At 44.0% G+C, this 22,238-nt stretch carries 16 protein-coding genes; 6 read left to right on the plus strand and 10 right to left on the minus strand.

The annotated features are described in order from the left end of the window. Positions 1-49: 49 nt before the first annotated feature. The 3 genes from B7P33_RS11980 to B7P33_RS11990 are packed head-to-tail and all read right to left on the minus strand — an operon-like array spanning position 50 to position 3,158. Positions 50-727, minus strand: coding sequence for a phosphonatase-like hydrolase (locus tag B7P33_RS11980; RefSeq protein ID WP_317042829.1), 678 nt, complete (start codon positions 725-727; stop codon positions 50-52). After that, entirely contained in the window at positions 727-1,881 is a 1,155-nt protein-coding gene (locus tag B7P33_RS11985; RefSeq protein WP_097442193.1) for a TIGR03364 family FAD-dependent oxidoreductase, read from the minus strand. Before B7P33_RS11985 ends, B7P33_RS11980 begins: the two co-directional genes overlap by 1 nt. After that, positions 1,878-3,158, minus strand: a complete 1,281-nt coding sequence (locus B7P33_RS11990; RefSeq protein ID WP_097442194.1) for a DUF5690 family protein — start codon at positions 3,156-3,158, stop codon at positions 1,878-1,880. The genes B7P33_RS11985 and B7P33_RS11990 overlap by 4 nt, the downstream gene beginning before the upstream one ends. A 162-nt stretch (positions 3,159-3,320) precedes the next feature. On the opposite strand from B7P33_RS11990, the gene B7P33_RS11995 reads away from it, so the two are divergent. Then, entirely contained in the window at positions 3,321-3,674 is a 354-nt protein-coding gene (locus tag B7P33_RS11995) for a hypothetical protein (protein WP_097442195.1), read from the plus strand. Here the strand turns inward: B7P33_RS11995 and B7P33_RS12000 are convergent. Further along, on the minus strand, positions 3,671-4,246 hold the full coding sequence (locus tag B7P33_RS12000) for a TetR/AcrR family transcriptional regulator (protein WP_141402466.1): 576 nt from the start codon (positions 4,244-4,246) through the stop codon (positions 3,671-3,673). The two genes, B7P33_RS11995 and B7P33_RS12000, sit on opposite strands and share 4 nt — an antisense overlap. A 198-nt stretch (positions 4,247-4,444) precedes the next feature. On the opposite strand from B7P33_RS12000, the gene B7P33_RS12005 reads away from it, so the two are divergent. Then, positions 4,445-4,630, plus strand: coding sequence for a hypothetical protein (locus B7P33_RS12005; protein ID WP_097442197.1), 186 nt, complete (start codon positions 4,445-4,447; stop codon positions 4,628-4,630). A gap of 7 nt (positions 4,631-4,637) precedes the next feature. Here B7P33_RS12005 and B7P33_RS12010 read toward each other — a convergent pair whose 3' ends face one another. Further along, positions 4,638-5,396, minus strand: coding sequence for an alpha/beta fold hydrolase (locus B7P33_RS12010; RefSeq protein ID WP_097442198.1), 759 nt, complete (start codon positions 5,394-5,396; stop codon positions 4,638-4,640). Positions 5,397-5,577: 181 nt separating this feature from the next. On the opposite strand from B7P33_RS12010, the gene B7P33_RS12015 reads away from it, so the two are divergent. From B7P33_RS12015 to B7P33_RS12025, 3 genes are all read left to right on the plus strand, one after another. Next, positions 5,578-9,651, plus strand: coding sequence for a hybrid sensor histidine kinase/response regulator transcription factor (locus B7P33_RS12015; protein ID WP_141402467.1), 4,074 nt, complete (start codon positions 5,578-5,580; stop codon positions 9,649-9,651). 315 nt (positions 9,652-9,966) lie between these two features. After that, the gene (locus B7P33_RS12020) at positions 9,967-13,872 is read left to right on the plus strand and encodes a hybrid sensor histidine kinase/response regulator transcription factor (protein WP_172435929.1); all 3,906 of its coding nucleotides are present in this window, start codon (positions 9,967-9,969) and stop codon (positions 13,870-13,872) included. A gap of 143 nt (positions 13,873-14,015) precedes the next feature. Continuing rightward, a complete protein-coding gene (locus B7P33_RS12025) occupies positions 14,016-15,233 on the plus strand; it encodes a DUF1624 domain-containing protein (RefSeq protein WP_097442332.1) in 1,218 nt (405 codons plus the stop codon). A gap of 325 nt (positions 15,234-15,558) precedes the next feature. On the opposite strand, the gene B7P33_RS12030 is transcribed toward B7P33_RS12025, so the two are convergent. Together B7P33_RS12030 and B7P33_RS12035 are read right to left on the minus strand one after the other, a co-directional pair. Then, positions 15,559-15,927, minus strand: a complete 369-nt coding sequence (locus B7P33_RS12030) for a hypothetical protein (RefSeq protein ID WP_097442201.1) — start codon at positions 15,925-15,927, stop codon at positions 15,559-15,561. A 102-nt stretch (positions 15,928-16,029) separates the two neighbouring features. Then, entirely contained in the window at positions 16,030-16,839 is an 810-nt protein-coding gene (locus tag B7P33_RS12035; RefSeq protein WP_097442202.1) for a LytTR family DNA-binding domain-containing protein, read from the minus strand. A 135-nt stretch (positions 16,840-16,974) separates the two neighbouring features. Between B7P33_RS12035 and B7P33_RS12040 the strand changes: the two genes are divergently transcribed. After that, positions 16,975-19,299 carry a patatin-like phospholipase family protein gene (locus tag B7P33_RS12040; protein WP_172435930.1) on the plus strand — a complete coding sequence of 775 codons (2,325 nt, stop codon included), beginning with the start codon at positions 16,975-16,977 and terminating at the stop codon, positions 19,297-19,299. A gap of 36 nt (positions 19,300-19,335) precedes the next feature. On the opposite strand, the gene B7P33_RS12045 is transcribed toward B7P33_RS12040, so the two are convergent. Genes B7P33_RS12045 through B7P33_RS12055 form a run of 3 tightly spaced genes read right to left on the minus strand, consistent with a single transcriptional unit; the run spans position 19,336 to position 22,219 of the window. Beyond that, the gene (locus B7P33_RS12045) at positions 19,336-20,229 is read right to left on the minus strand and encodes a carbon-nitrogen hydrolase family protein (RefSeq protein ID WP_097442204.1); all 894 of its coding nucleotides are present in this window, start codon (positions 20,227-20,229) and stop codon (positions 19,336-19,338) included. Between the two features lie 42 nt (positions 20,230-20,271). Further along, positions 20,272-20,775 (minus strand): GNAT family N-acetyltransferase, encoded by a 504-nt coding sequence (locus tag B7P33_RS12050; RefSeq protein WP_097442205.1) that lies wholly within the window; start codon positions 20,773-20,775, stop codon positions 20,272-20,274. After that, on the minus strand, positions 20,768-22,219 hold the full coding sequence (locus tag B7P33_RS12055) for a pyridoxal phosphate-dependent decarboxylase family protein (RefSeq protein ID WP_097442206.1): 1,452 nt from the start codon (positions 22,217-22,219) through the stop codon (positions 20,768-20,770). Before B7P33_RS12055 ends, B7P33_RS12050 begins: the two co-directional genes overlap by 8 nt. Positions 22,220-22,238 lie beyond the last annotated feature (19 nt).

A 22,238-nucleotide genomic window follows, 5' to 3' on the forward strand; every position in this document is an offset into this window, starting at 1 on the left:
CCTACAAAAAAGCCGGGGCCGATCCTGGTTAGCCTGGTAAGTAGGCTCTTTACAAGTATTTCTTTAGTTCTACCAATGAATCTAATACAGCAGTGGGCTGGGCCAACTCCAATTGTTCACGGGTTTGGGCGCCAGTGGTTACCCCTATGGTAATGCCGCAATTCACATTCTTACCTTCTTCTATATCAATGGCCGAGTCGCCGGCTTTCAATACTTGGCTTGGGTCGGAAATACCGCAAAGTTCCATGGCCTTAAGTATCATGTCGGGTTGAGGCCTACCACGCTCAACATCGTCGGCGGTTACCAATACATCGTAGGTGCTGCCGGCTTGCCATTCCATTTTATCTAGTAGTAAGGTGGCCGTTTTATTATCGTAACCTGTGTTCAAGGCAATTTTTATATCCTTTTGCCGTAAAGTTTCCAGTAGGGTCTCCATACCGGTATAGGTAGTCACTTCCAAGGCATGATACGCAGCTTCCAAAAGCGATTTAAAATCGGTGAATACAGCCTGGGGATCAATATCGTTTCTTTGTTGTAAGTTGAGTATATCGGTTATAGCCGTAAGCTTTTCCTTACCGGCCCCATGTTCCAAAACATAGTCGAGGGTTACCGTACAGCCATGTTTTTCCAAGGCTTGGGTCACGGTCTTATAGACTACATTATCTTCGTTTACGGTGGTACCCGCCATATCGAAAACGACCAGTTTTATGGTCTTCAAATCCATCATTATATATTAAAGAGTTGGTTTATATTCATTCTTGAGAATCCGGCACTTCCGGTCATGCCCTTACCACCTATACCGGTAATGATATGAATGTTATCATCGATGGTCTCTTGGTAAAGATCGGCATTTTTACACTGGGAATATAGGCCGAACCAGCGCTGTTTGATGCGGTAATTGGGCAGGTCTATTATTTTTTTGGCCTCAGTTATCATGAACTCATCAATGTCCATATCGAGGTCGAATCCCAGGGAATCGGCTTGGGCGGCATCTGAGTATTGATGCGAATCGCCCAAGATTACCGAACCGTCGGCGGCTTGTTTGAACAGTATATGTACCCCCCATTTTTTTTGAGGGGAATTAGGATCTTCCTTAGCTTTTATGGCATCGTAAGAAGGACATTCGCGAAAGGACTCGTAACGGCGAATGGTAAGGCCGGTAAGCACCGATCCCGGTAAGCGGTAATTGTCTTGGGGTTCGGTCTGCATCATCTGTAGTTTGGTTACCTCAAGATCGCTCTCGGCGAAGCGTTGGGGAAAAAGACTTTTAAAATCGTGGCCGTTACAGATCAAAACCTTTTGGGTTCGGAAGGCCTTTCCGTTCAGGGCCGATACTTTAACACAACCGCTCAATGCTTCCGTTTCCACCACTTGGGTGTTGAAGAATAGATCGACCCCCATTTGGGCCAATATCGTATGTACTTCATGGATCATGCGACGGGGTTCTACGGTAACTTCCTCTGGGAAAAATAAACCGCCCTTGCAATAATCGGCACGTAGACCCGGATACTTTTCCAGGCACTCGGTTTTGGTCATCATATGGGAACTATAGCCATTTTCGAGGTTAATGCGGGCCAGTTCTTCCAATAGGGTCAGTTCTTCATAATCGGAAGCCAAGTACACCGTGCCGTGATTGCGAACACTGATATCTTGGCGCTCTTGTAGGTCTTTGTAAATCAGTAGGCTTTCGCGACCGTAGGCCTGCCATTTACTGTCCATGCCCGAGGGTACCACTTGTCCGAAATTGCGGACCGTGGCGTCTACTGGGGCGGCATTTTTTTCTAAGAGAGCCACTTTAAGGCCAGCTTTTTGGGCATGAAAGGCATGAAAGGTACCCAATACCCCGGCACCTACCACGATGAGGTCGTATTTTGACTTCATAATTCTTGAAGTTTTAGATCATTTTGAAATTCTGGTTTCTTGGTGTTCTTGAAATACAGCCAAGAATAGGCTATGGCCACCATACCCAATGCAGCTATGATATAGGTGGCATAGGAGAAAAAGGCCAACCAAGAGACTTCTTGTTGCCCAAAATTTTTATACAATAGTATGGCCATACTGCCCAAATAGCCAAAAGCATCGGCCAGGTAGATCAAAAAGCCCGAGTTGCCCTTGATCTTAAAGGTGGCGATCATTCGATCGAAGAAGACACAATTAAAAGGTACGTAACAGGCATATAGGCCAAAGCCCACACCTACCATCCAGGTAATGGGGCCAATAAGGTTTAATTGAAAACTTAGGGTGGCGGCTACCATCGCCAAGGCCCCTAGGAACAACATATAATGGTAGGCTAAAAAGGCCTTACTGTTTTGTTTGATAAATCCGGTAGCGCCAATCAATAAAAGCACCATAATGGCAATGGGTAATTCCGATAAGGTAAAAACGGCGGCATTACCGGCGTAGGCCGTGGCATCCCAGATTTCGCGGGCGAAATTGTCGCGGAAATCCCGTAAGGCGGTAAGGGTCGTATAAAATAGAATCAGTATTAAAAGGGGCCAAAAAAACTTGCGCACCAGTGCTTTTCGGTCTTTGGCGGTCATAGGCATCCTTTCGGAACGTAAGGCGATATCTTCTGCCGAAGGGGGTGGTATTTTTTCCAACAACCAGGCAAAACCTAAAAAGGGCAGTAAGAAAAATGCCCCGGTAACTGCGGGCATCCAAAATTCGGAGATGACAAAGAAATCCATAATGATCAATCCGGCCGATTTTACCGCACCACTCGATACGATAAAACTTGAACAAAGGGCCATGCCTAAAAATTCGGTAAACTTCCGTCCTTCCAAATATGAGAATACGATACCCCAGACCATACCCAAAGAAAGACCGTTCATAAACAGGAATCCTATATTATAAGGTGCTGGGGCCAGACCAAAACCGATAAGGCTTAGTTCCGCCAGGCCGATCATGGCCAAGAGATAGGGTAGTCTTAGGTTTTTTTTCATTTCGGAAATAACCTTAATTCCTAAAAACTTGGCGGTCATATAACCGATTACCTGTGCCAAAATGAGCAGTATCTTATAATCGATCCCGAAATAGAGAAGGTTTTCGAAAGTGGCTACCGTGAATGGTTTTCGAAAGGCATACATACAGAAGTAGGCACCGAAGGAAGCCAGTGCCCCATAGGCCAATACGTTCCAATCTTTTTTACCTATTCGCATGAAAGTTTACAAATAATAAATTTATAGACTACAATATTGCCCAAATATTTACTATTTGTAAAAAACTAAAGGTTATTTGATCGTTAGTAAATCTTTAAGGTCTAGGGGTATCTTTAACCTTATGTTTACTTGGGCCGTATAGCTAACGATTATATTTGCGGTATGGGGCTAACAAAGGTTTCCAATTCGGAAGAACTCGTTCAGGAGGCTAATAAAGAAGCCTTGTTCACTGCTTTGGTAAAACAACTGAACAAGGACCTGCATTTGGCCAATATCCCTTACACTTTCGAAAATGATAGGTATGTGCCGGAATTCTTGGTCGAGTTCGGCAGGATGTTGTACGATTTAATACAACATAAGTTCGATGAATACTTAAACTTGTTATATATCGTAGATGTGCCGGAACACCAAATTAAGAACATTAAAGAAACCGACTTGGAACGATTGGTACCCCAAGTGGCCTTTTTGATCTTAAAAAGGGAATGGCAAAAGGTTTGGTATAAAAACCGTTATTAGGCTTCGCTTACTTGGTAGGGCTCCAAAAAGGAAACCATCATATCTACATAGGCCTGCAATTCGCCTTCGGTAGCTTCACAATGAATGATCCAAGTTTTTAGAAACACCTCCATTTTGGTATGTAAGCGTTGAAACTGGTCGCTTTCCGATTGTACCGTAAGAGCCCCATTGTCTGACATCGTGGTCAACGATTCACGCAGCACCCTCTTCGGTTGGGCCAAAAACGCCCGCCATAATCTTTTGTACTGGTTAAATTCGCGGGTCAGGTAAACTTGATCCACAAATAAACATCGATAACGGTGTTTTAGATCGAACAGTTCTTGACAGAACAGTTTAAAATCGACCATATTCTCGCGGCCGGGCATACGATCTAACTTAAGTTCGGTGGCTTCACTCAACAAGCGTTCTAAAATTCCCGTAACCAAGGCTTCTTTGTCCTTAAAATGGTAGCGTAGGTTACCATCACTGATACCCAGGTTCATAGCAATGGTTTTGCTAGAAACGTTTGGTACCCCTTGGGAATTGTACAATAAAATGGCTTGATTGATAATATTCGGCCTAGTCTCCTTCATAGGATGGCAATAATTGGTTATTTTCGGTTTGGTTTTGAAGGCTAGGTGAAACAAATATAAAAATTCTAGGGTTTTACCCTCAATTTTGCTGCAAAAGGTGGCAAAAAAATTACGAGGGTTTCCGCTAAAAACTGAAAAATTAGCCTTGTTCGTCCGAAGCCACTATATTTATCCCATTGAAAATCCAGGCTATTGCCTATGTCCTACGTACTACTGACCGCCGATGAGACCTATGTGGTGGAATATCTCTTACAACAGCTGATTTTAAGTGAGAGTATCTCCGAGGCCATGGTTTTTGACGATATGGAACTGGCCCTTAAATTCAAAAAAATGCTTTGGGAGTGCTGTGAGCTGCAATGCTCTGTGAACACCTATATCCCTTAGGCGGTCTTCAAAGATTTTCGCTAATAAATCGAGTGAGTTCTTTTGTAAATGCCGTGGGGTTTTCCAAGGGTAGGAAATGCCCCCCTTCATCTATGTTTACCAGATTGCAGTTTTCACCGGCTTGGGCACAGACTTGTTCTATGTATGCCGGGTTTACCAGAAGATCTTGCTCTCCGACTATAAGCAATCTGGGGCAATCAGCCTTGGTAAACAAGGCAAACTGATCTGACCAAAATCCGGTTTCGAAACTGGTCAAAAGGGCCGCCCGAAAAAGGGGGTCTGTCTGGTTAAAATCCTTAATGATTTGTTGCCTGACTATTGGGTCTAGGGTTATTTTTTGGGCCAAAACGGCAATGGCATCGACCGTAGGATGGACTGTAAAATAGGTTTGTGTCTCGGCTACAGGTAAAAAACCAGCCTCAAAATTATAGGGTTTGGTTAGTGGAGGGGTGCCACAAAGGATCAATCCGGCCAAAGGGACTTTCTTTGACAATAACTCTATGGCGATATGCCCTCCAAGGGAATGACCTAATACAAAAACCGGGCCCGTACATTGGTGAAACAGTTGTACAAGATCCTGAACCAAACCCTGAAAAGAGTGCGGCGGCCAGGGCGTTTTAGCATGTCCGGGTAAACCCACGGTGACTTTCTCAACCAGTAGGGTATGTTCCTCAAAGACCGGTTCAAAAATAGCCGAACTGGAAGAGTTTCCGTGTATCATAATAAGCGTACCCTTGTCCCCGTCGCGTTTTCTTCCAATCTTCATACCCCTGCTTCAAAAAGTTGGCAGAATATATCCTTTTAGTCGGTGTTTTGCAAAACCACTACATATCATTGATTGAATATTAATAGTATTGATAGGCCATTTTACCTTTATTTATAACACTAATAAATTGGTTATCAATTTTTTGGTATTTTTAAATGAACCTCAACCAACCTTGTTTAAAATGTCTGAGTTTTTTCGGGATTTACATAGCTGTGGTGTATTTATCCAAGTCCTATTTTTTATAGGGACTAGCGTATTGTGGGGATTTCAACCTAGTTTTCCTGACCAGGCGCCCAGAGTACAACATATAGGTCAAGAACAAGGGCTTTCACAGGTTACCATTAATCAATTGATCAAAGACCATCAAGGCTTTGTTTGGATCGGAACCCAAGATGGATTGAACCGATATGATGGGAACCAAATGCAGACCTTTCGATCACAGGCTTCTGACTCCTTGTCCATCCCAGGAAATTTTATCCAGGCCTTGCAAGAAGACCACCATAAAAGGATTTGGGTAGGTACACGATGGAACGGCCTTTGTTTTTATGACCGGAACCAAGAAGTGTTTATCCCGGTAAAATTGCAATTTTCCAATCATAGAAAAGAGACTATTACCGATATAAAAATTGATTCCCAAGCTTCGCTTTGGGTTAGTTCAAAGCTATCGGGGCTTCATCGAATTCAGCTAGACCACAAGCAAGGGTTTAAGCAATCCCATTACTTTTCAGATCATCCGATTAGTGCCATTTATGTTGACGATAACCAACAAATTTGGGTGGGCGATTATGAGGGAAATGTATATACCAAGGCCAATCAGTTGGAAACTTTTCAAAAAACAGGGAAGGTCGAAGGCCAGATTAGAACTTTTTATAGCGCTAAAGGTACATTGTTTATAGGGTCTGATAGTGGTGTGTTCCAGTTAGGGGTATCGGATTTCCAAATGGAAAAAATAACCTACAAAGCCGGCAATACATTACAATTCGTCAATGACTTTTTGTTTCTAGATAAGAATCGGTTTTATATAGCCACGGGTAATGGGGTGTATACCTACGATATGGGAAACCAAAAAATAGAGCCCAGTTTTACCCCTAATGAATCGAAAACCCCACTGAGTAATTATACGATACATTCGTTTTTAAGGTTGAATGCCCATCAAATTCTAGTGGGATCTGCCAACAACCTTAACCTGATTAATCAAGATTCTCTGGTTTTTAATACGATTTCTAAAAATAAAAGAGGGGTAAGGATTTTGAACGATAATGTCGTTTTCTCCATTTTAAAAGATTCGCTACGGCTTTGGGTAGGTACTTCTGACGGCGGACTTAACCTTATCGAGGGTGATGCCGTGTATTATTATTCTGAAAAAACCGGATACCCCGATTTACGGGGAACCATTCGGGCTTTGGTAAAAGACACCGTTCGTAAGCGGTTATGGGTAGGTACCACAAGAGGCTTGTTTTTGGTAGATCTAAACGGTTTTGCCCCTGAAAGGGTACGTTTTACCAATATAACCCCCTTATTAAACCAGGGAAACCCGCTACCGATAGGGTATATAAAAGACCTTTGCCTAGATGCTAAAGGTAATCTATGGGGAGCCACCCGAGGGGCTGGTATTTTTAAACTGGCCTATAGCTCTTATCAAAAATATGATGTTGAGCAATTTACCGACGGACAAAATAGTAACACCCCAATCTCTAGTAATTATATAAACGCGATTTTGGTTGGTCCCGATCAAGGGGTATGGGCGGGTTCAGAAAATGGTTTAATTCGGCTAGATACAGATGTAAATACCCCAACCCGATATAAAGTTACCAACTTTTGGCCTCACGAAGCCCCTGGATCCAACTTGGTAGATAAGGTTATTTACGATCTGACCATGAACCATCCCGATACCCTATGGATCGGAACCCGTAAAGGTTTGGCTCGTTTGGTAAAAGGCCAAAAGATGTCTACTTGGACAGCTCGGGAGCAATTCTCTTCCGATATTGTTTACAGTGTGCTTCAAGATGAAAAAGGCTTGGTGTGGATGGCCACTAATCAAGGTATCGTTTCCTTCGATGGTACAGACGGTTTTAAGCAATACACCGTAAAAGATGGCATTCAAGGAAACGAATTCGATTTACACGCCAAACATAAAGATGCACATGGCAATCTTTATTTTGGGGGTGTAGAAGGTCTCTCTGTTTATGATCCCAAGACCCTGGCGGGAATTGATTTTGGGGTTCCTTTATTTTTTACCAGTTTAAAAGTGCATAACGATTTTGTTAAACCCCAAGACTCCCTTTTTCCCGTACTAAGTGAAAGTATCTCCGAAACGGGGCACCTTACCTTTCAAAAAAATGATTTCCCTTTTTATTTACGGTTCTCCAGTATAGATTTTAGAAGGTTTAAAGATGTTCGTTTTGCTTATAAATTGAATCCGACCGATAGTGAATGGAACTTTTTGGACGACACCGAAATACAGTTCTTAAACCTACCTACCGGCGATTACACCCTAGAGATCAATGGCTTTTCTAGAGGTAAAATGTGGGAACAAGAACCCTTGACCATGTCGTTGGCTATTTTACCACCCTGGTGGGCCAGTCGTATGGCATATGTTACTTATTTTCTATTAGCACTGCTATTAGGGTTTTGGTTCTATAAATTCCAGCTATCGCGAAAATTGGCCCTAGCCGAGAGTGATCGACTTAAGGATATGGACCAGCTAAAAACCAGTCTGTATACCAATATTACCCACGAATTCCGAACCCCTTTAACCGTTATTTCCGGCATGGTGGCACAGATCAAAGACGACCAAAGCTCGCAATTATCTACCCGGGCGACCGGATCTTTGGAGATGATCGATCGTAACGGCAATGAATTATTGGGCTTGGTAAACGATTTGTTGGACCTCTCGAAACTAGATGCCCAATCGTTGGAGGTAGATTGGGTACAGACCGATGTAATTCCCTATATAAAGTATTTGGTAGAAGGTTTCCAGAGTATGGCCGCCAACAAACAGATCCGCTTGTTCACTTATTTCGAAGAAAGCAGTTTGGTCATGGATTTCGATGCGAAAAAACTGGGATCTATACTCACCAATCTGATATCCAATGCCATAAAATTCACCCCGAATGAAGGGGAAATCGTGGTACATTTACGAAAGGTCCAAGGGCAAGACCCCAACCTTTTAGAGGTGAAGGTACGCGATACGGGTATGGGTATTCCCGAAACGGGGCTGGCCCAAATCTTCGATCGCTTTTACCAAGTACAGGACCAGCGCAGAAAAAATACGGGGGGCTCTGGTATTGGGCTGGCCCTTTGCAAAGAATTGGTGACCATAATGGGGGGCGACATCTCCGTTAAAAGTAAACTGGACCATGGTAGCGAATTCTGTTTCCGTTTGCCCATACACCACCATGCCGAACACGATACTTTGGAATTACTCATGCCCGGTTCGGCCCAAAAAAAGGCACTCTTATTGCCCCTATTACAGCAGAAAGAGCAAGAATTGCCCTTGGCCTTAATCGTTGAGGACCATGAAGATGTGGCCCATTACCTGCAAAGTTGCCTATTTACCAAATACCAATGCCTGTACGCCCCCGATGGGGAACAGGGTATAGAGATGGCCCAAGAATATGTGCCCGATGTAGTAATCAGCGATGTCATGATGCCCAAACGCGATGGGTACGAACTTTGTGCCACCTTAAAACAAGACCCCCGTACCGATCATATTCCCGTAATCTTGCTTACGGCCAAGGCCACCCACCAAGATCGCTTGGTTGGTCTGGAACAAGGGGCCGATGCCTACCTTACCAAACCTTTTTCCAAAGAAGAGCTATTTACCCGCCTAGAACAATTGATTTTAGTACGTGATAAGCTAAGGGAGAAATACGATACAATGGGTTATGCTTCTATCCCTAGGGGAAAAATCACGGACCCCAAGACCCAATTCTTGGCCAAAATGGTAGAAGAAATACAGGCGCATATAGATCAAAGTGCCTTTGGTAGCCGTCAATTGGCCCGGGCCATGGGGCTTAGCGAATCGCAATTGTATCGTAAGATCAAAGCCATTTCGGGCAAATCTACCGCCATATTTATCCGGTCGATCAGACTGAAACATGCCAAAACCATTTTGCAGCAGGGCCATAAAAATGTGTCCGAAGTAGCTTACGACTGTGGCTTTAACGATCCTTCGTGGTTTTCCAAAGCCTTTAAGGAAGAGTTTGGCATGCCACCGAGTGCGGTGTGCCAGAATGGATTACCCTCCCCATAAAATGGGTTTTCATATGCGATTTCCGGAACAACTCCCAGACATGCAAGAATACTGTAAACCCATACCAAAATAGTATAACTCCAAAGGGATGGCTTTGATCAAATTGCAAACAACTCATTTTTAGAGCCTTTAAAACCCTTATCTTTAAAGCAAGACCCAACCTGAACCAACAATGCTATGATGCCTAATAATACCCGCATCATGTCAACAACACGTATATTCTTATTTGTATGGCTTGTATTTCTATGCCATATATCCCATGCTTTTCAACCTCAGGAAGGGGGCTTACAAAATCCTCGGTACAAATGGCTGACCTTGGAAGACGGTTTAAGCGAATACACTTTTAGGGGGGTTCAAGCGGCTCGAAATGGGTTTTTATGGTTAAGCTCTGCCGACGGACTCAACCGTTACGATGGAAGCCATATTAAAGTTTACAAGAATATTCCTGGCGATAGCCTTTCCTTGGCCGACAATTTTATTGAGGCGGTTACCGAAGACAATTTGGGTAATATTTGGCTTGGGGGCCATACCGGAAAGATTTGCTATATGGACCCCAAAACCGAATTGTTCCATAGGGTAAGGTATGGAGGTACGGCCCAAATCGTACGTATGTCTTCCGATACAAAAGGCAATGTTTGGGTGGCTACGGCAGGGCAGGGCATGTTCCGGTTTTGGTTCGATGAAAATGGTTCGCTAAATCAAAAACAATATTTGCCCAATATTTATATCACTGGCTTTAGTAGGGATGGCGACATCTTATATGTTTCTACCAAATCAGGAGAAATTTATCAATTGGATTATGCAGTACCAAATTCTGAAACCGAGTTATTGGTACAACGGGACGATGCTTTTCTAAGCGTTTTGAAAAACGGTGAAGACCTGATTATTTCCTCTTTTGCCCATTTGTACCGCTACAACCTAAAGGAAAAGCAACTTTATTTTCTCTGGGAGAACATGGGCCGTTGCCTGGTCTATGAAGAAACTTTGAAAGACCATTATTTCGTGGGTAATAGAGACGGGCTCTATCTGTACGAAAAAGAGGGTAATACCCAGGTAGCTGCATATCCGAATTCTAAAAATCCCCATCAGGGGTTAAGTGATCAAAGCAAACTCGATATATCTATAATCAACCAAGATCATATTGTTGTGGGTACCGTACATTTGGTAACCCTGATCGATTTTTCGGAACCCTATGTGAAAAACTACTCCAAAGACCGTTTGGGCCAACGTATTCTGCCTTCGAATGGGCATTATGGTTTTTTCAAAGATGGTGGGGATCTTTGGTTCGGACTCACCGACGGACTCTGTTTGGTGCGGGATGGCAAGGTTTACGACTTTTCCGATTTCGTCGATAGTAGTTCGAAGAGTGTCATAAGGATCTATAAAGACCACAACAAGGCCGAAATATGGTTCCTTACCATAGAGGGCAAACTGAAAATAGACCTAAAGACTTTTGATCCCGAACAGCCGGAATTTGATAAGATCAAAGATGCCAGACCCGGTCCGCTAATGCAAGAGAGGAACTTTGTACGGGATATGGTTCACGACCATAACGGCCAAGTATGGGGGGTTACCCATGGTTCAGGCACCTTTCGAAGGGAAGATTTACCCGATGGCTCCCATAACTATTACCGATTTGGTTACGATGCCCAAAACCCCCATAGTATACAAAGCAGCATAATTCAAAAAGTGGTGCCCGATGCCCAAGGGAATCTATGGTTCGCTACGGATTCAGGGGTTAGTATGCTATCCCACGACCAGTTAAGATCTACAAACCCTCGTTTTATAAACTATAGCCCCATTGAAGGACAACAAGACCAATTGCCCCATGGTATTGGATACACCATTTTTTTCGATAGTAAGGAAAGGATGTGGGTGGGTACCCAACAAGGTTTGGCCCTTTATCTCGGTGAAGGCAAATTCAAAAGTTGGCAGGCCCAAGATCAATTTCCCAACGATTTGGTGTACAGTATCGAAGAGGATGCCGAAGGTATGTTATGGATAGGCACCAATGGGGGCATCGTTCGTTTTGACCCCAATACCGAAACCTTTGTTCATTATGGCCTTTCCGATGGCCTACAAGGATTGGCCTTTGAGCATCAGCTCAGTCATAAAGATCCAGATGGGACCCTTTATTTCGGAGGGGCCTTCGGCGTTTCTTATTTTCACCCGGAAGATCTTAAAAAGGCCGATACTCCTGTACCTCTGTATTTTACCAATCTAAGGGTGAAAAACGAGGATCTACAACCCCAGAAAGGTTACCAGAAGATTTTGGGTCAATCGTTGTTTCATACCTCCGAGCTGGAAATAGCCCATAACCAATTCCCCTTTCGCCTCGATTTTTCGAGTATAGACCACAGGTTCAATAAACAAGTGGGCTATAGGTACCGTCTGTTGCCCCAAACCACCGAGTGGACCCAGCTCGAAGATCCCGAAATCCCCTTTGTCAACCTACCGGCCGGAGACTATACCTTAGAGATCAACGGTTTTTCGAGGGGTAAAATGTGGGAACAAGAACCATTGACCATGTCTATGGCCATTTTGCCACCTTGGTGGGCCAGCCGTATGGCCTATATTACCTACTTGCTTTTAGCACTGCTACTTGGATTTTGGTTCTATAAATTCCAGTTATCGCGAAAACTGGCTGTGGCCGAGAGCGATCGCCTAAAGGATATGGATCATCTTAAGACTAGTCTGTATACCAATATTACCCACGAATTCCGTACCCCACTTACGGTAATCTCGGGTATGGTAGAGCGTATTCGGGACAACTTTCACGAAGAATTGCCCGACCAGGTCGACCAATCGTTGGAGATGATCGATCGTAATGGCAACCAATTGTTGGGGCTGGTAAACGATATGTTGGACCTGGCCAAACTCGATGCCCAATCGTTGGAGGTAGAATGGGTACAGGCCGATATTATTCCTTATATCAAATACCTGATCGAAGGGTTCCAAAGTTTGGCCGAGAATAAACAGATACGACTGGTTACCTATCTGGAAGACGATTCTCTTATGATGGATTTCGACCCTAAGAAAATGGGTTCCATACTTACCAATCTACTTTCGAATGCCATAAAATATACCCCAAATGAAGGGGAAGTACTGGTTCATGTCCATAAAACCATGGTTGGGGAACAATCGCTATTGGAAATCAAAGTGCGTGATTCGGGCATCGGAATCGCACCGGATAGGTTATCCCATATTTTCGACCGTTTCTACCAGGTGCACGATGCCCGTCTAAAAAATACCGGAGGCACCGGAATCGGGTTGGCACTTTGTAAAGAATTGTGCCAGATCTTGGGAGGTGATATATCGGCCAAAAGTCAAAAGAACAAGGGTAGTGAGTTTAGGTTTAGGTTGCCTATTCACCACAATGCTGAAACAGAGACCTTAGAGTTACTGATTCCAGGAACGGCCAAAAAGAAGGCATTACTTATGCCCCTATTACAACAAAAGCAACAAGAATTGCCACTGGCCCTGATCGTTGAGGACAACGAAGATGTGGCCCATTACCTGCAAGGTTGCCTGTTTACCCAATACCAATGCCTGTATGCCCCCGACGGGGAGCAGGGAATAGAAATGGCCTTGGAGCATATGCCCGATATAGTCATTAGCGATGTAATGATGCCCAAACGCGATGGCTTTGAACTCTGTGAAACCTTGAAGAATGACCCGCGTACCGATCATATCCCCATTGTGCTGCTCACTGCCAAGGCTACCCAAAACGATCGCTTGACCGGCCTAGGACACGGGGCCGATGCTTATTTAATCAAACCTTTCTCTAAAGTAGAACTCTTTACCCGGTTGGAACAGTTGATACTGTTGCGCAAAAAAATGCTCGACAAAATGGATCATAAAGGGTATGCTTCTTTGCTCAGGGTAAAAAGCAAGGATCCCAAAACCGAGTTTATAAAAAGTGTGGTTGAGCAGATCCATAAAAATATGGATAACAGTAAATTCGGGAGCCTGCACCTCTCAAGGGCCGTTTTGTTAAGCGAATCACAATTGTACCGCAAGCTAAAGGCCATTACCGGAAAATCTACCGCGATTTTTATCCGATCAATACGGTTGCAACATGCCAAGACCGTATTGCAACACGGTGATAAAAATGTTTCGGAAGTGGCCTACGACTGTGGTTTTAACAACCCCTCTTGGTTTTCCAAGGCGTTTAAGGAAGAATTCGGCTACCCGCCCAGTGAATTACAACAATCGGTATAGGTCTTTCTTGCCAATATAATTACCGATCTTGACGGAATACTGCACGAAGTTACCCTAGGTTATTGCGAGATTTATATCGGATATTTCAATGTATGGGGTCTTTGTACCACAGTGTCTTAGGCCCTATTTTAAACCTAGGCGATATGCATTCCCAAACCAAAGTTTCCCCACCCGTGGCCGCAGGGCCAAAACAACGCATACCCTCCTTAGATCTATTAAGGGGCCTGGTCATGGCCATCATGGTATTGGACCATGCCCGAAATTATTTTTACTATGGGTCTTTTTATGGCGATCCCACCGATATCGAAACCACTACCCCAATGTTGTTTTTTACCCGATTCATTACCCATTTTTGTGCTCCGGTCTTTGTATTTCTAGCGGGTACCGGGGCTTTTTTATACGGTGAGAAAAGAGACAGTCGGCAACTTTTTCGGTTTTTGATCAGTCGGGGACTTTGGCTTATGGTTTTAGAGCTAACCCTTGTGGGCTTCGCCTGGACCTTCGACCTAAGTTTTAGTTTTCAGATACTTCAGGTATTTTGGGTGATTGGATTAAGTATGGTCGGCCTTGCCTTTTTGGTCTATTTGCCGAAATCCCTAGTGGCCGTATTGGGGTTTGTATTGGTTTTTGGCCATAACCTTTTAGATGGGGTCGTAGAAGATGGTCATGGGGTTTCGGCCTGGGTTTGGTATCTGCTGCATCAAGATAAGTTTTTGGTCTTGCATGAAGGTTCCCATGCCATATTTTTCCATTATCAGGTACTGCCCTGGTTCGGACTTATGCTTTTGGGTTATGTATTTGGCACCTATTATTCGGGTAACTACCCCAAGGCTTCCCGTAAAAAATGGTTGTTGATCTGGGGTAATCTGGCTTTGGTACTTTTTGTGGTTTTAAGGGCGGCCAATGTTTATGGCGACCCGCATCCATGGCAATTGTACCCTACGGAAACACAAACCTTCCTTTCTTTCTTCAACCTCACGAAATACCCACCATCATTGCTGTTTTTGTTACTTACCATGGGTCCGGCACTTATTTTACTTTATCTGTTGGAAAAACCACTGGGTAACTGGGTACAACCTTTACTTTTATTCGGTAGGGTGCCTTTGTTCTTTTATGTAGTGCATTTGTACTTACTACATTTAGGTGCTATGATCTTACATGCCGTTTTGGGTGGTGATGCTTCCGAATTCGTGCTTTCGGCCCCTAATTTTTTGGAAGCACCTTTGGCCCATTATGGGTATCCGCTCTGGGTGGTTTATGGGGTTTGGGTACTTTCTTTACTGATCTTGTACCCACTCTGTTTAAACTATGCCTATTTTAAGCAATTACATCGTGGCCGTTGGTGGGTGTCTTATATCTAAACCCAATAACCGTTCTAAAGTTAGAAGAAAGACCACCTGGCTCAAAGGTGAAAGAAAATAACGAACCAACCGGTTTCAGTTTATAATAAGCTGTCCCTTGTTTTTTTCGTTTAGAGCCATTAAGGTTTCTTATGGCGCTATGTTAAACCGAAGGTGCATGGCAAAGGAAACTATGCCGACAGATCTTTAAGTTATTCAAAAACGAAGGTAAACAAAAACCAGGGCCGAGCGACCCTGGTTTCAACTAATTAACTAACCTAGGAATAGGTGGTGTATTCCCTGAAAAGTATGTTCTATATGTTTTGCGGTAAATGCTTAGGGAAGCTTACTTTACCTTTTTAAGTTCTAACGGAAACCATTCCCCATCTACGTTAACGTTGCCCTTTAAGGTGCTTCCTTCTTGCTTTAGTTTTACATAGGCGGTTTGGTAATCGATGTCGACCTGAAAACTTACGGCATCGCCTTCAACTACTACTTTTTTACCTTCCAAAGCACTGTAATCCATTTTTACCTTTACCTTGAATTCTTTGCCTTGTTGGAAAAAAGTCACCTTGCCTTTTTGGAATTCATAAGGGAACTCACTTTGGTTGTATTCCCAAACCCCAATCAAACTTTTTTTGGTTTCAATACTACTTTCTGGTTGAACCAAAGTAGCCAAGGCCACCATAAAACTAACTAATACAGTCTTGATCATCGTTTTTGTTTTTTAATGATTACAGGGCAAATCTATGTTGGGGAAGCCGCGAAAACAAAGGGGTGGGACGGAAATGGGCTATGTGGGACGAATAACGTGACCTTAGTCGATAAACGCCTTAATACTACTTTCAAATGATCGGGAAACCGGAATAGGACTACTGGCGTTTTTTACGAAAACACGATACACCCCCTCTTCTTTTTTTACCGATTGGATCATGGGTTTATGAACGATAAAAGAACGATGGCAACGTATAAGTTCTAAGTCGGCCAATTGGGTTTCCATCTTTTTTAAAGTGATCCGTATCGATTTGTTTCGAAGTAGGGTAGCATCGGAATAATGTACCACTACGTAATTACCGGTAGCTTCCAAATACAATAGATTCGATTCTTGAACACTCAACTGTAACCGGTTTTTGTCGTCTTTGATCTTTAATAGTAGGTTGGTCGGGCCCGTACCCGAGACTTCTTTTGGTTTGTGGCCCACAAAATGCGCGATCAATAAGGCCATTCCATAAGGCAATAGGGTACCGGTAAGGGCATATTGGGCCGTATTGAGGTATTCGCTCCAAAAATCTTCCAACAGATCGCCATAGATCAGGGCCAAAATCAGGCTAATCCCCAAAAGTTCTAAGACTATTGTAATAATTAAATGATATATCTTAAACCTTGAGAAGTTAAGGAGAGGCCTAATGATTAGTTGACTCACCGCTACTACCATAGTGCTAAAAATGGCCAAACCGCTTAATTTGAAAACCGCAATCCATTTGGGTATATGCAACCATTCGGTAATGTTGAATGGATTGAGTACTACCATTAAAAATGTGCCCAATACCAATAGTGCGCCCACAAAAACCAGACGACTTTTTAACGGATCGAGACCATAATAAGGTTTGCTTAGTACTGTAATCATAGTATGCGACCAAAAATAGGAAGTTGTCGGCTTTTCTCGAAACCTTATGTAAGTATATTGATAACGCAGGTATTCTGGTTTCACCCAGTGGAAACAAATTCACTAATTTTGCGAGAGCCAATTCACTATGCTATCATGAAACGTTTACAGGTTTTTCTCTTTTTGAGTTTGTTGAGTCTGGTTGGTTATGCACAACCGAAAGATTTGGGCCAAAAGAAACCCAAAGTGGCCTTGGTGCTTAGCGGTGGTGGTGCCAAAGGGTTGGCCCATATACCCACCTTACAGTTATTGGATTCCCTAGGTATAGTACCCGATTTGGTGGTGGGCACCAGTATGGGAAGTATAGTAGGGGGCCTATATTCCATGGGGTATTCCGGCGATAGTATTGCCCAGATCAGTAGGGGGATCAATTGGTCTAAATTGTTCAAAAACGATATTCCGTGGCACTATATCAGCATGGAAGAGAAAAGCGAATACAAACGTTATTTGGTCGATCTCGATTGGGTAAAAGGAAGGCCTGTTTTAAAATCGGCATTGATCAACGACCAAAAACTGAGGGAACTGATCGGACTGCTTACCTACCCGGCTTTTGAAGTGAACGATTTCGATAAATTGCCCATTCCGTTTAGAGCCGTTACCACTGATATCGTAAACGGGAAAGAAATCGTAATCAAAGAAGGGGCCTTGGGTAATGCGCTTCGTGCGAGTATGTCCATTCCCACCGTGTTCTCTCCGGTTCCTTATGAGAATACCCTATTGGTAGATGGGGGCGTGCTCAATAATTTTCCGGTAGACATTGCCAAAGCCATGGGGGCCGATATAATCATCGGTAGCGATGTGGGGGGCGGAATGCTACCTAAGGAAAAACTGGACGATATGACCAACTTGATTTTTCAGACCGGGATGATCAATAGTAACTTAAAGAATCCGGCGAACCGGGAACTATGCGATGTGTTGATCGATCATGTGCCGCACTTGACCTATGAAAACAGCGATTTTACCAGTAGCGACGAAATCTATGCCCAAGGAATTCCGGCGGCAAATGCCATGCGACCCCAATTGGCCCAACTGGCCCAAAATCTAAAAGGGTATCGCCAGCGTGAGGTTACTTTACCGATAAATCGCGATACATTGGTGTTGGATACCGTTATTTTCAAAAACATTAGCAAAACCAACCTAGAGTTGGTCAAGGCCCGGGTCGGGGTTTCTTCAGGGGATAAGGTTAGTTTGGAAGATATGGTCGAGAGTATGGAAAAAACCATTGGCACCAACCTCTTTAACCAGATTACGGCCGAACCTTATATTAAGGATGATTCCGGATACGGCTTGATAGTTAACGTCTATGAAAAATCGCCCCATCAAATAAAAAGTGCGTTGCATTACGATAATTACAGGGGCATTGGGCTTATTTTGAACTATACCGGCCGTAACGTATTGGGGCATTCCTCGCGTTTGTTGGGTACTTTGGATATTGCCGAACAGCCGAGTATTCGCTTACAGTTCCAAAAGATTTTTGGGAAAAACAAAAAATGGTGGACACGTACCGAACTGCTCAATCGAAGTCTGGAACAGAACATTTATCGTGACGGGGCCTTGATCAAGGGCATGGACTACGATTTTTTCCAGCTGTTCGATGAGATTAATTTAAGCCTTGATCCTTATTCCAGTTATGTGGGTCTGGGAATCAATTTTGAAAGAAATGGGTTTACGAACCCAGATGTGGGTGACCCAAACAATTTCTTGGATTTTGAACGCTACCGATCCAAAAACCTCGAACTGTATTCGCATTTTCAGTACAATACCCTGGATCATGTATTTTTTGCCAAAAAGGGAGGTTTTGCCCATCTGACCCTAGCGCGTTCGATATATAATGATATCGATGTTAGGCTTATAGAAGACCCTAATGACGATATTAATGGCCAACTTTCCGATTTTACCCGTATATCACTCGATGCCCAATACCGTTTTCCTTGGAACGATAAAATTAGCGGAATCGTTGGGGCACAGGCCGGATTTGTGTTTTTGGATCATACCGGGAACGAGTACGTAGATTTTAAGGAATTCGGCCAGTTTGTCCGATATCCCTTGGGAGGCCATATGCCTAATACTAATAGAAAAGGTTTTGCCTTCGCGGGTTTACAAGAAGGGGAACTGAATGCGAGTCAGTTGGTCGGCCTGCAATTGGGCATACAGCTCAATCTATTTGAAAACCTCTATTTTACCCCGCATTATAATTTGGCCTCGGTAGGTTTTGGCGATTTCGATGCTTTTAAGGATGATATGTTCAACCCCAAAGGCAATTGGAAAGACACCTTGGATACCAGTGATATCCAATCTTTCGGATTGACCGGATCCTATGATTCCATCTTAGGCCCCATTACCTTAGATGTGACCTGGACCAACCATTTAGTCGCCGAGTTCTATCTGGGGATCGGCCTTCAACTGAACCGTTCCAATTAAACCGAATACGTTTTTGACCATCGCTTTGTAAAATGATTATTGGTCATTCGGGTTACCAAAAATATCGGGCCGGGCATAATGGCCGATTACATCAAAGTCCATACGGGCTTTAATAAGGTCATCTAGATCCAGGGTCGCCACAAGTACCCCGGCCTCACCAAAAAGGGGCCCGGCCATAATCTCACCTAAAGGCGATACGATTAAGCTACCACCTTCGCAAAAGTCTTCCGGAGTTCCTTGGAGTTGTTTCTGGATAGCTTCCGGGTGCATGTCTTGGGTAATGTATTGGTTGCAGGCCAAGACAAAACAGCGCCCCTCTAGGGCAATATGTTGCATACTGGCTGTCCATTGTGGACGCGAATCGGCAGTAGGGGCCAGGTATAATTGTACCCCTTTCCCATAAAGCGTCATACGGGCCTGGGGCATATAGTTTTCCCAGCAAATTAGTCCGCCCAAAACCCCGATTTCCGTATCAAAGGCCACTAAAGATTCGGCCCCGGCCTCGGCCCAGATAACCCTTTCGTGGGCCGTGGGTTTTATTTTTCTATGGATACCCAAAAGCCCTTTTTCAGGCCCAAAATAGAACATGGAACAGTAGAGTGAACTGTTGTTAGGGTGTTGCTCGGTGGCACCAAGTACGAGATAGATGCCCAAATCTTTACAGAGTGCTTCCAGAGGTGGAATATCGTCTTGGTTCAAACTATTTTTATAGTATTCCAAGTATAGTTCGCGACCGGCTTCGGACCTACTACCCACTTTGGTGCCAAAATCGAGTCCGCGCGGGTAACCCGGTACGAACGATTCCGGAAACAGGATCAGCTGACAGCCTTGGGCCGCATAAGTACGGCATAAGGAGGCCACCTTTTCCAAGGTTTTGGTTTTATCGAAAAACACCGGGGCTTCCTGTACAACAGCTACTTTTACCTTCATATCATTTTTCAAAATGAGAACAATTACCCCTAAAGTTAGGCTTTATAAGGGTCTATAAATAATATGGGCCCCGACCAAGCCCAATTGGGCATGTCTAAAGGCCTTGGGAATGGTGGCCATAATCGTAAACCCGAAGCGCTGCCAAAGGGCTATGGCCCTGGTATTGGTCTCGACTACTAGATTAAATTGCATGGTGGTAAAACCTAGGGTCTTTGCTTGGGTTAAAGAATGGGCGCATAAGGCGCTGCCAATGCCTTTGCCCGAGGCTTTGGGGTGTACCATATAAGAGGCATTGGCTACATGATCGCCCAAGCCCGTTTGATTGGACTTTATGATGTAGGTGCCTAACACTTGCCCAGCATCTTCATACACATAGGTATGCATATATGGGGCAAGCCAATGTTCGGTCAAAGCTTCTTTTGAGGTGTTTTTGGGAAAAACATAGGTGTCCTCTGTTTGGATCACGGCCTGGAAAATTTCCCATAGGGTATCGTAATCGGAGGCTCGGGCTTTTCTGATGCTACCTTTGGAGGAATTATTATCCATGGGTTATCATTTTTGAACCCAGTTCACGAATTACCTCCAACAGATAATCGATATCAGATTGCTGTTTTCTGTGGTTAATGATACAGGCGCGTAACACAAAAACACCATGGAGTTTGGTGCCGGTTATAAAAACCCGGCCATCAGTTTCCAAAGCAGGAATCAATTGCTGATTGAGCGCTGTGATTTTGTCATCGTCCATATCTTGTGGACTATACCTAAAACAGGCCACACCCAAGACGTCTGTGGCTACGAGCTCATAATCATCGGCCAACCGTACTTGCTGCGCTAAATATCGGGTAAGATCGATATCTTTTTGGATCATGGCTTTAATGGCCCCAAACCCATAGGCCTTAATACTCATCCAAACCTTAAAGGCCTTGGCGTTTCTTGAGAGTTGAAAGTAGTGTTCGTTGATCTCTAAACGCTCGGAAGTGTCTTGCAGGGCAGTGTCGAGATAATCGGCCTTTTGGAAGAAGGTACGTTTCAATTGACCCCAATCCTTTACCAAAGTGCAGCCGATCTCATAGGGTTGGTATAACCATTTGTGGAAATCTAGGGCTACCGAATCGGCTTTCTCCAAACCATTGTAATGGGGTTTTACCGATTCCAATGCGGCTGCAACACCACCATAGGCACCATCTACATGGAACCACATACGGTATTTTTTCGCCAATTGGGCCAAGGCTTCCAAATCATCAATGGCCCCGGTGTTTACAGTACCGGCATTACCGATGATACAAAAAGGGCTAAACCCGGCTTCCAGATCTTTTTGTATGGCCTGCTCCAAAAGATCTAAGCGAATCTTAAAATCTACCGAGGTCGGTATTTTTCTATAATTATCGGTACCTATACCCAAAACCACCAGACTTTTTTCTACACTATTATGGGTTTCCGTAGAACCATAAACGGTTATGGGGTTTAGGCCGAACAGGCCACTTTGTGCCATATTTTGTTCGGCCAAAAAGACGTTCCGCGCTACGTTGAGTCCGGTTAAATTGGCGCCCGATCCGCCGCTGACCATTACGCCGGCCGCGGTATCGCTATAGCCTATCGCCTTACCGATCCATTGAACCACCCGTTTTTCGATTTCGGTCATCGATGGGGCCAAATGCCATTTGGTGTTGTTCTGGTTTATGGTGGCTGCCAAAAATTCGGCCACGGTGCCCATTTGGTTACCCCCGGCCATAACATAGGCGTACATATTGGGACCCATATTTCCTGTGGCTGGCGCAAAGACCTTGTTTTGAACCTCGGTCAGAAGGGCTTGCAAATCCATGGGGTCTTCCGGTAAGGGTTCATCGAACCAAGAAGCAACCGTTTTAGGGGCATGGTCATGGAATCCTTTTTGCTGGTGTAGTTCTGCATATTGTCCTAAAACCAATTGGTTCACCTGTTCCAAAAATGATTTAAATTCTTGATGAGATAGGTCGAGACTCTTCTTCATATTCCATTTATGTAGTTGA

Origin of the sequence: Sediminicola luteus (assembly GCF_002514735.1) — a bacterium.
Taxonomy (GTDB): domain Bacteria; phylum Bacteroidota; class Bacteroidia; order Flavobacteriales; family Flavobacteriaceae; genus HQA918.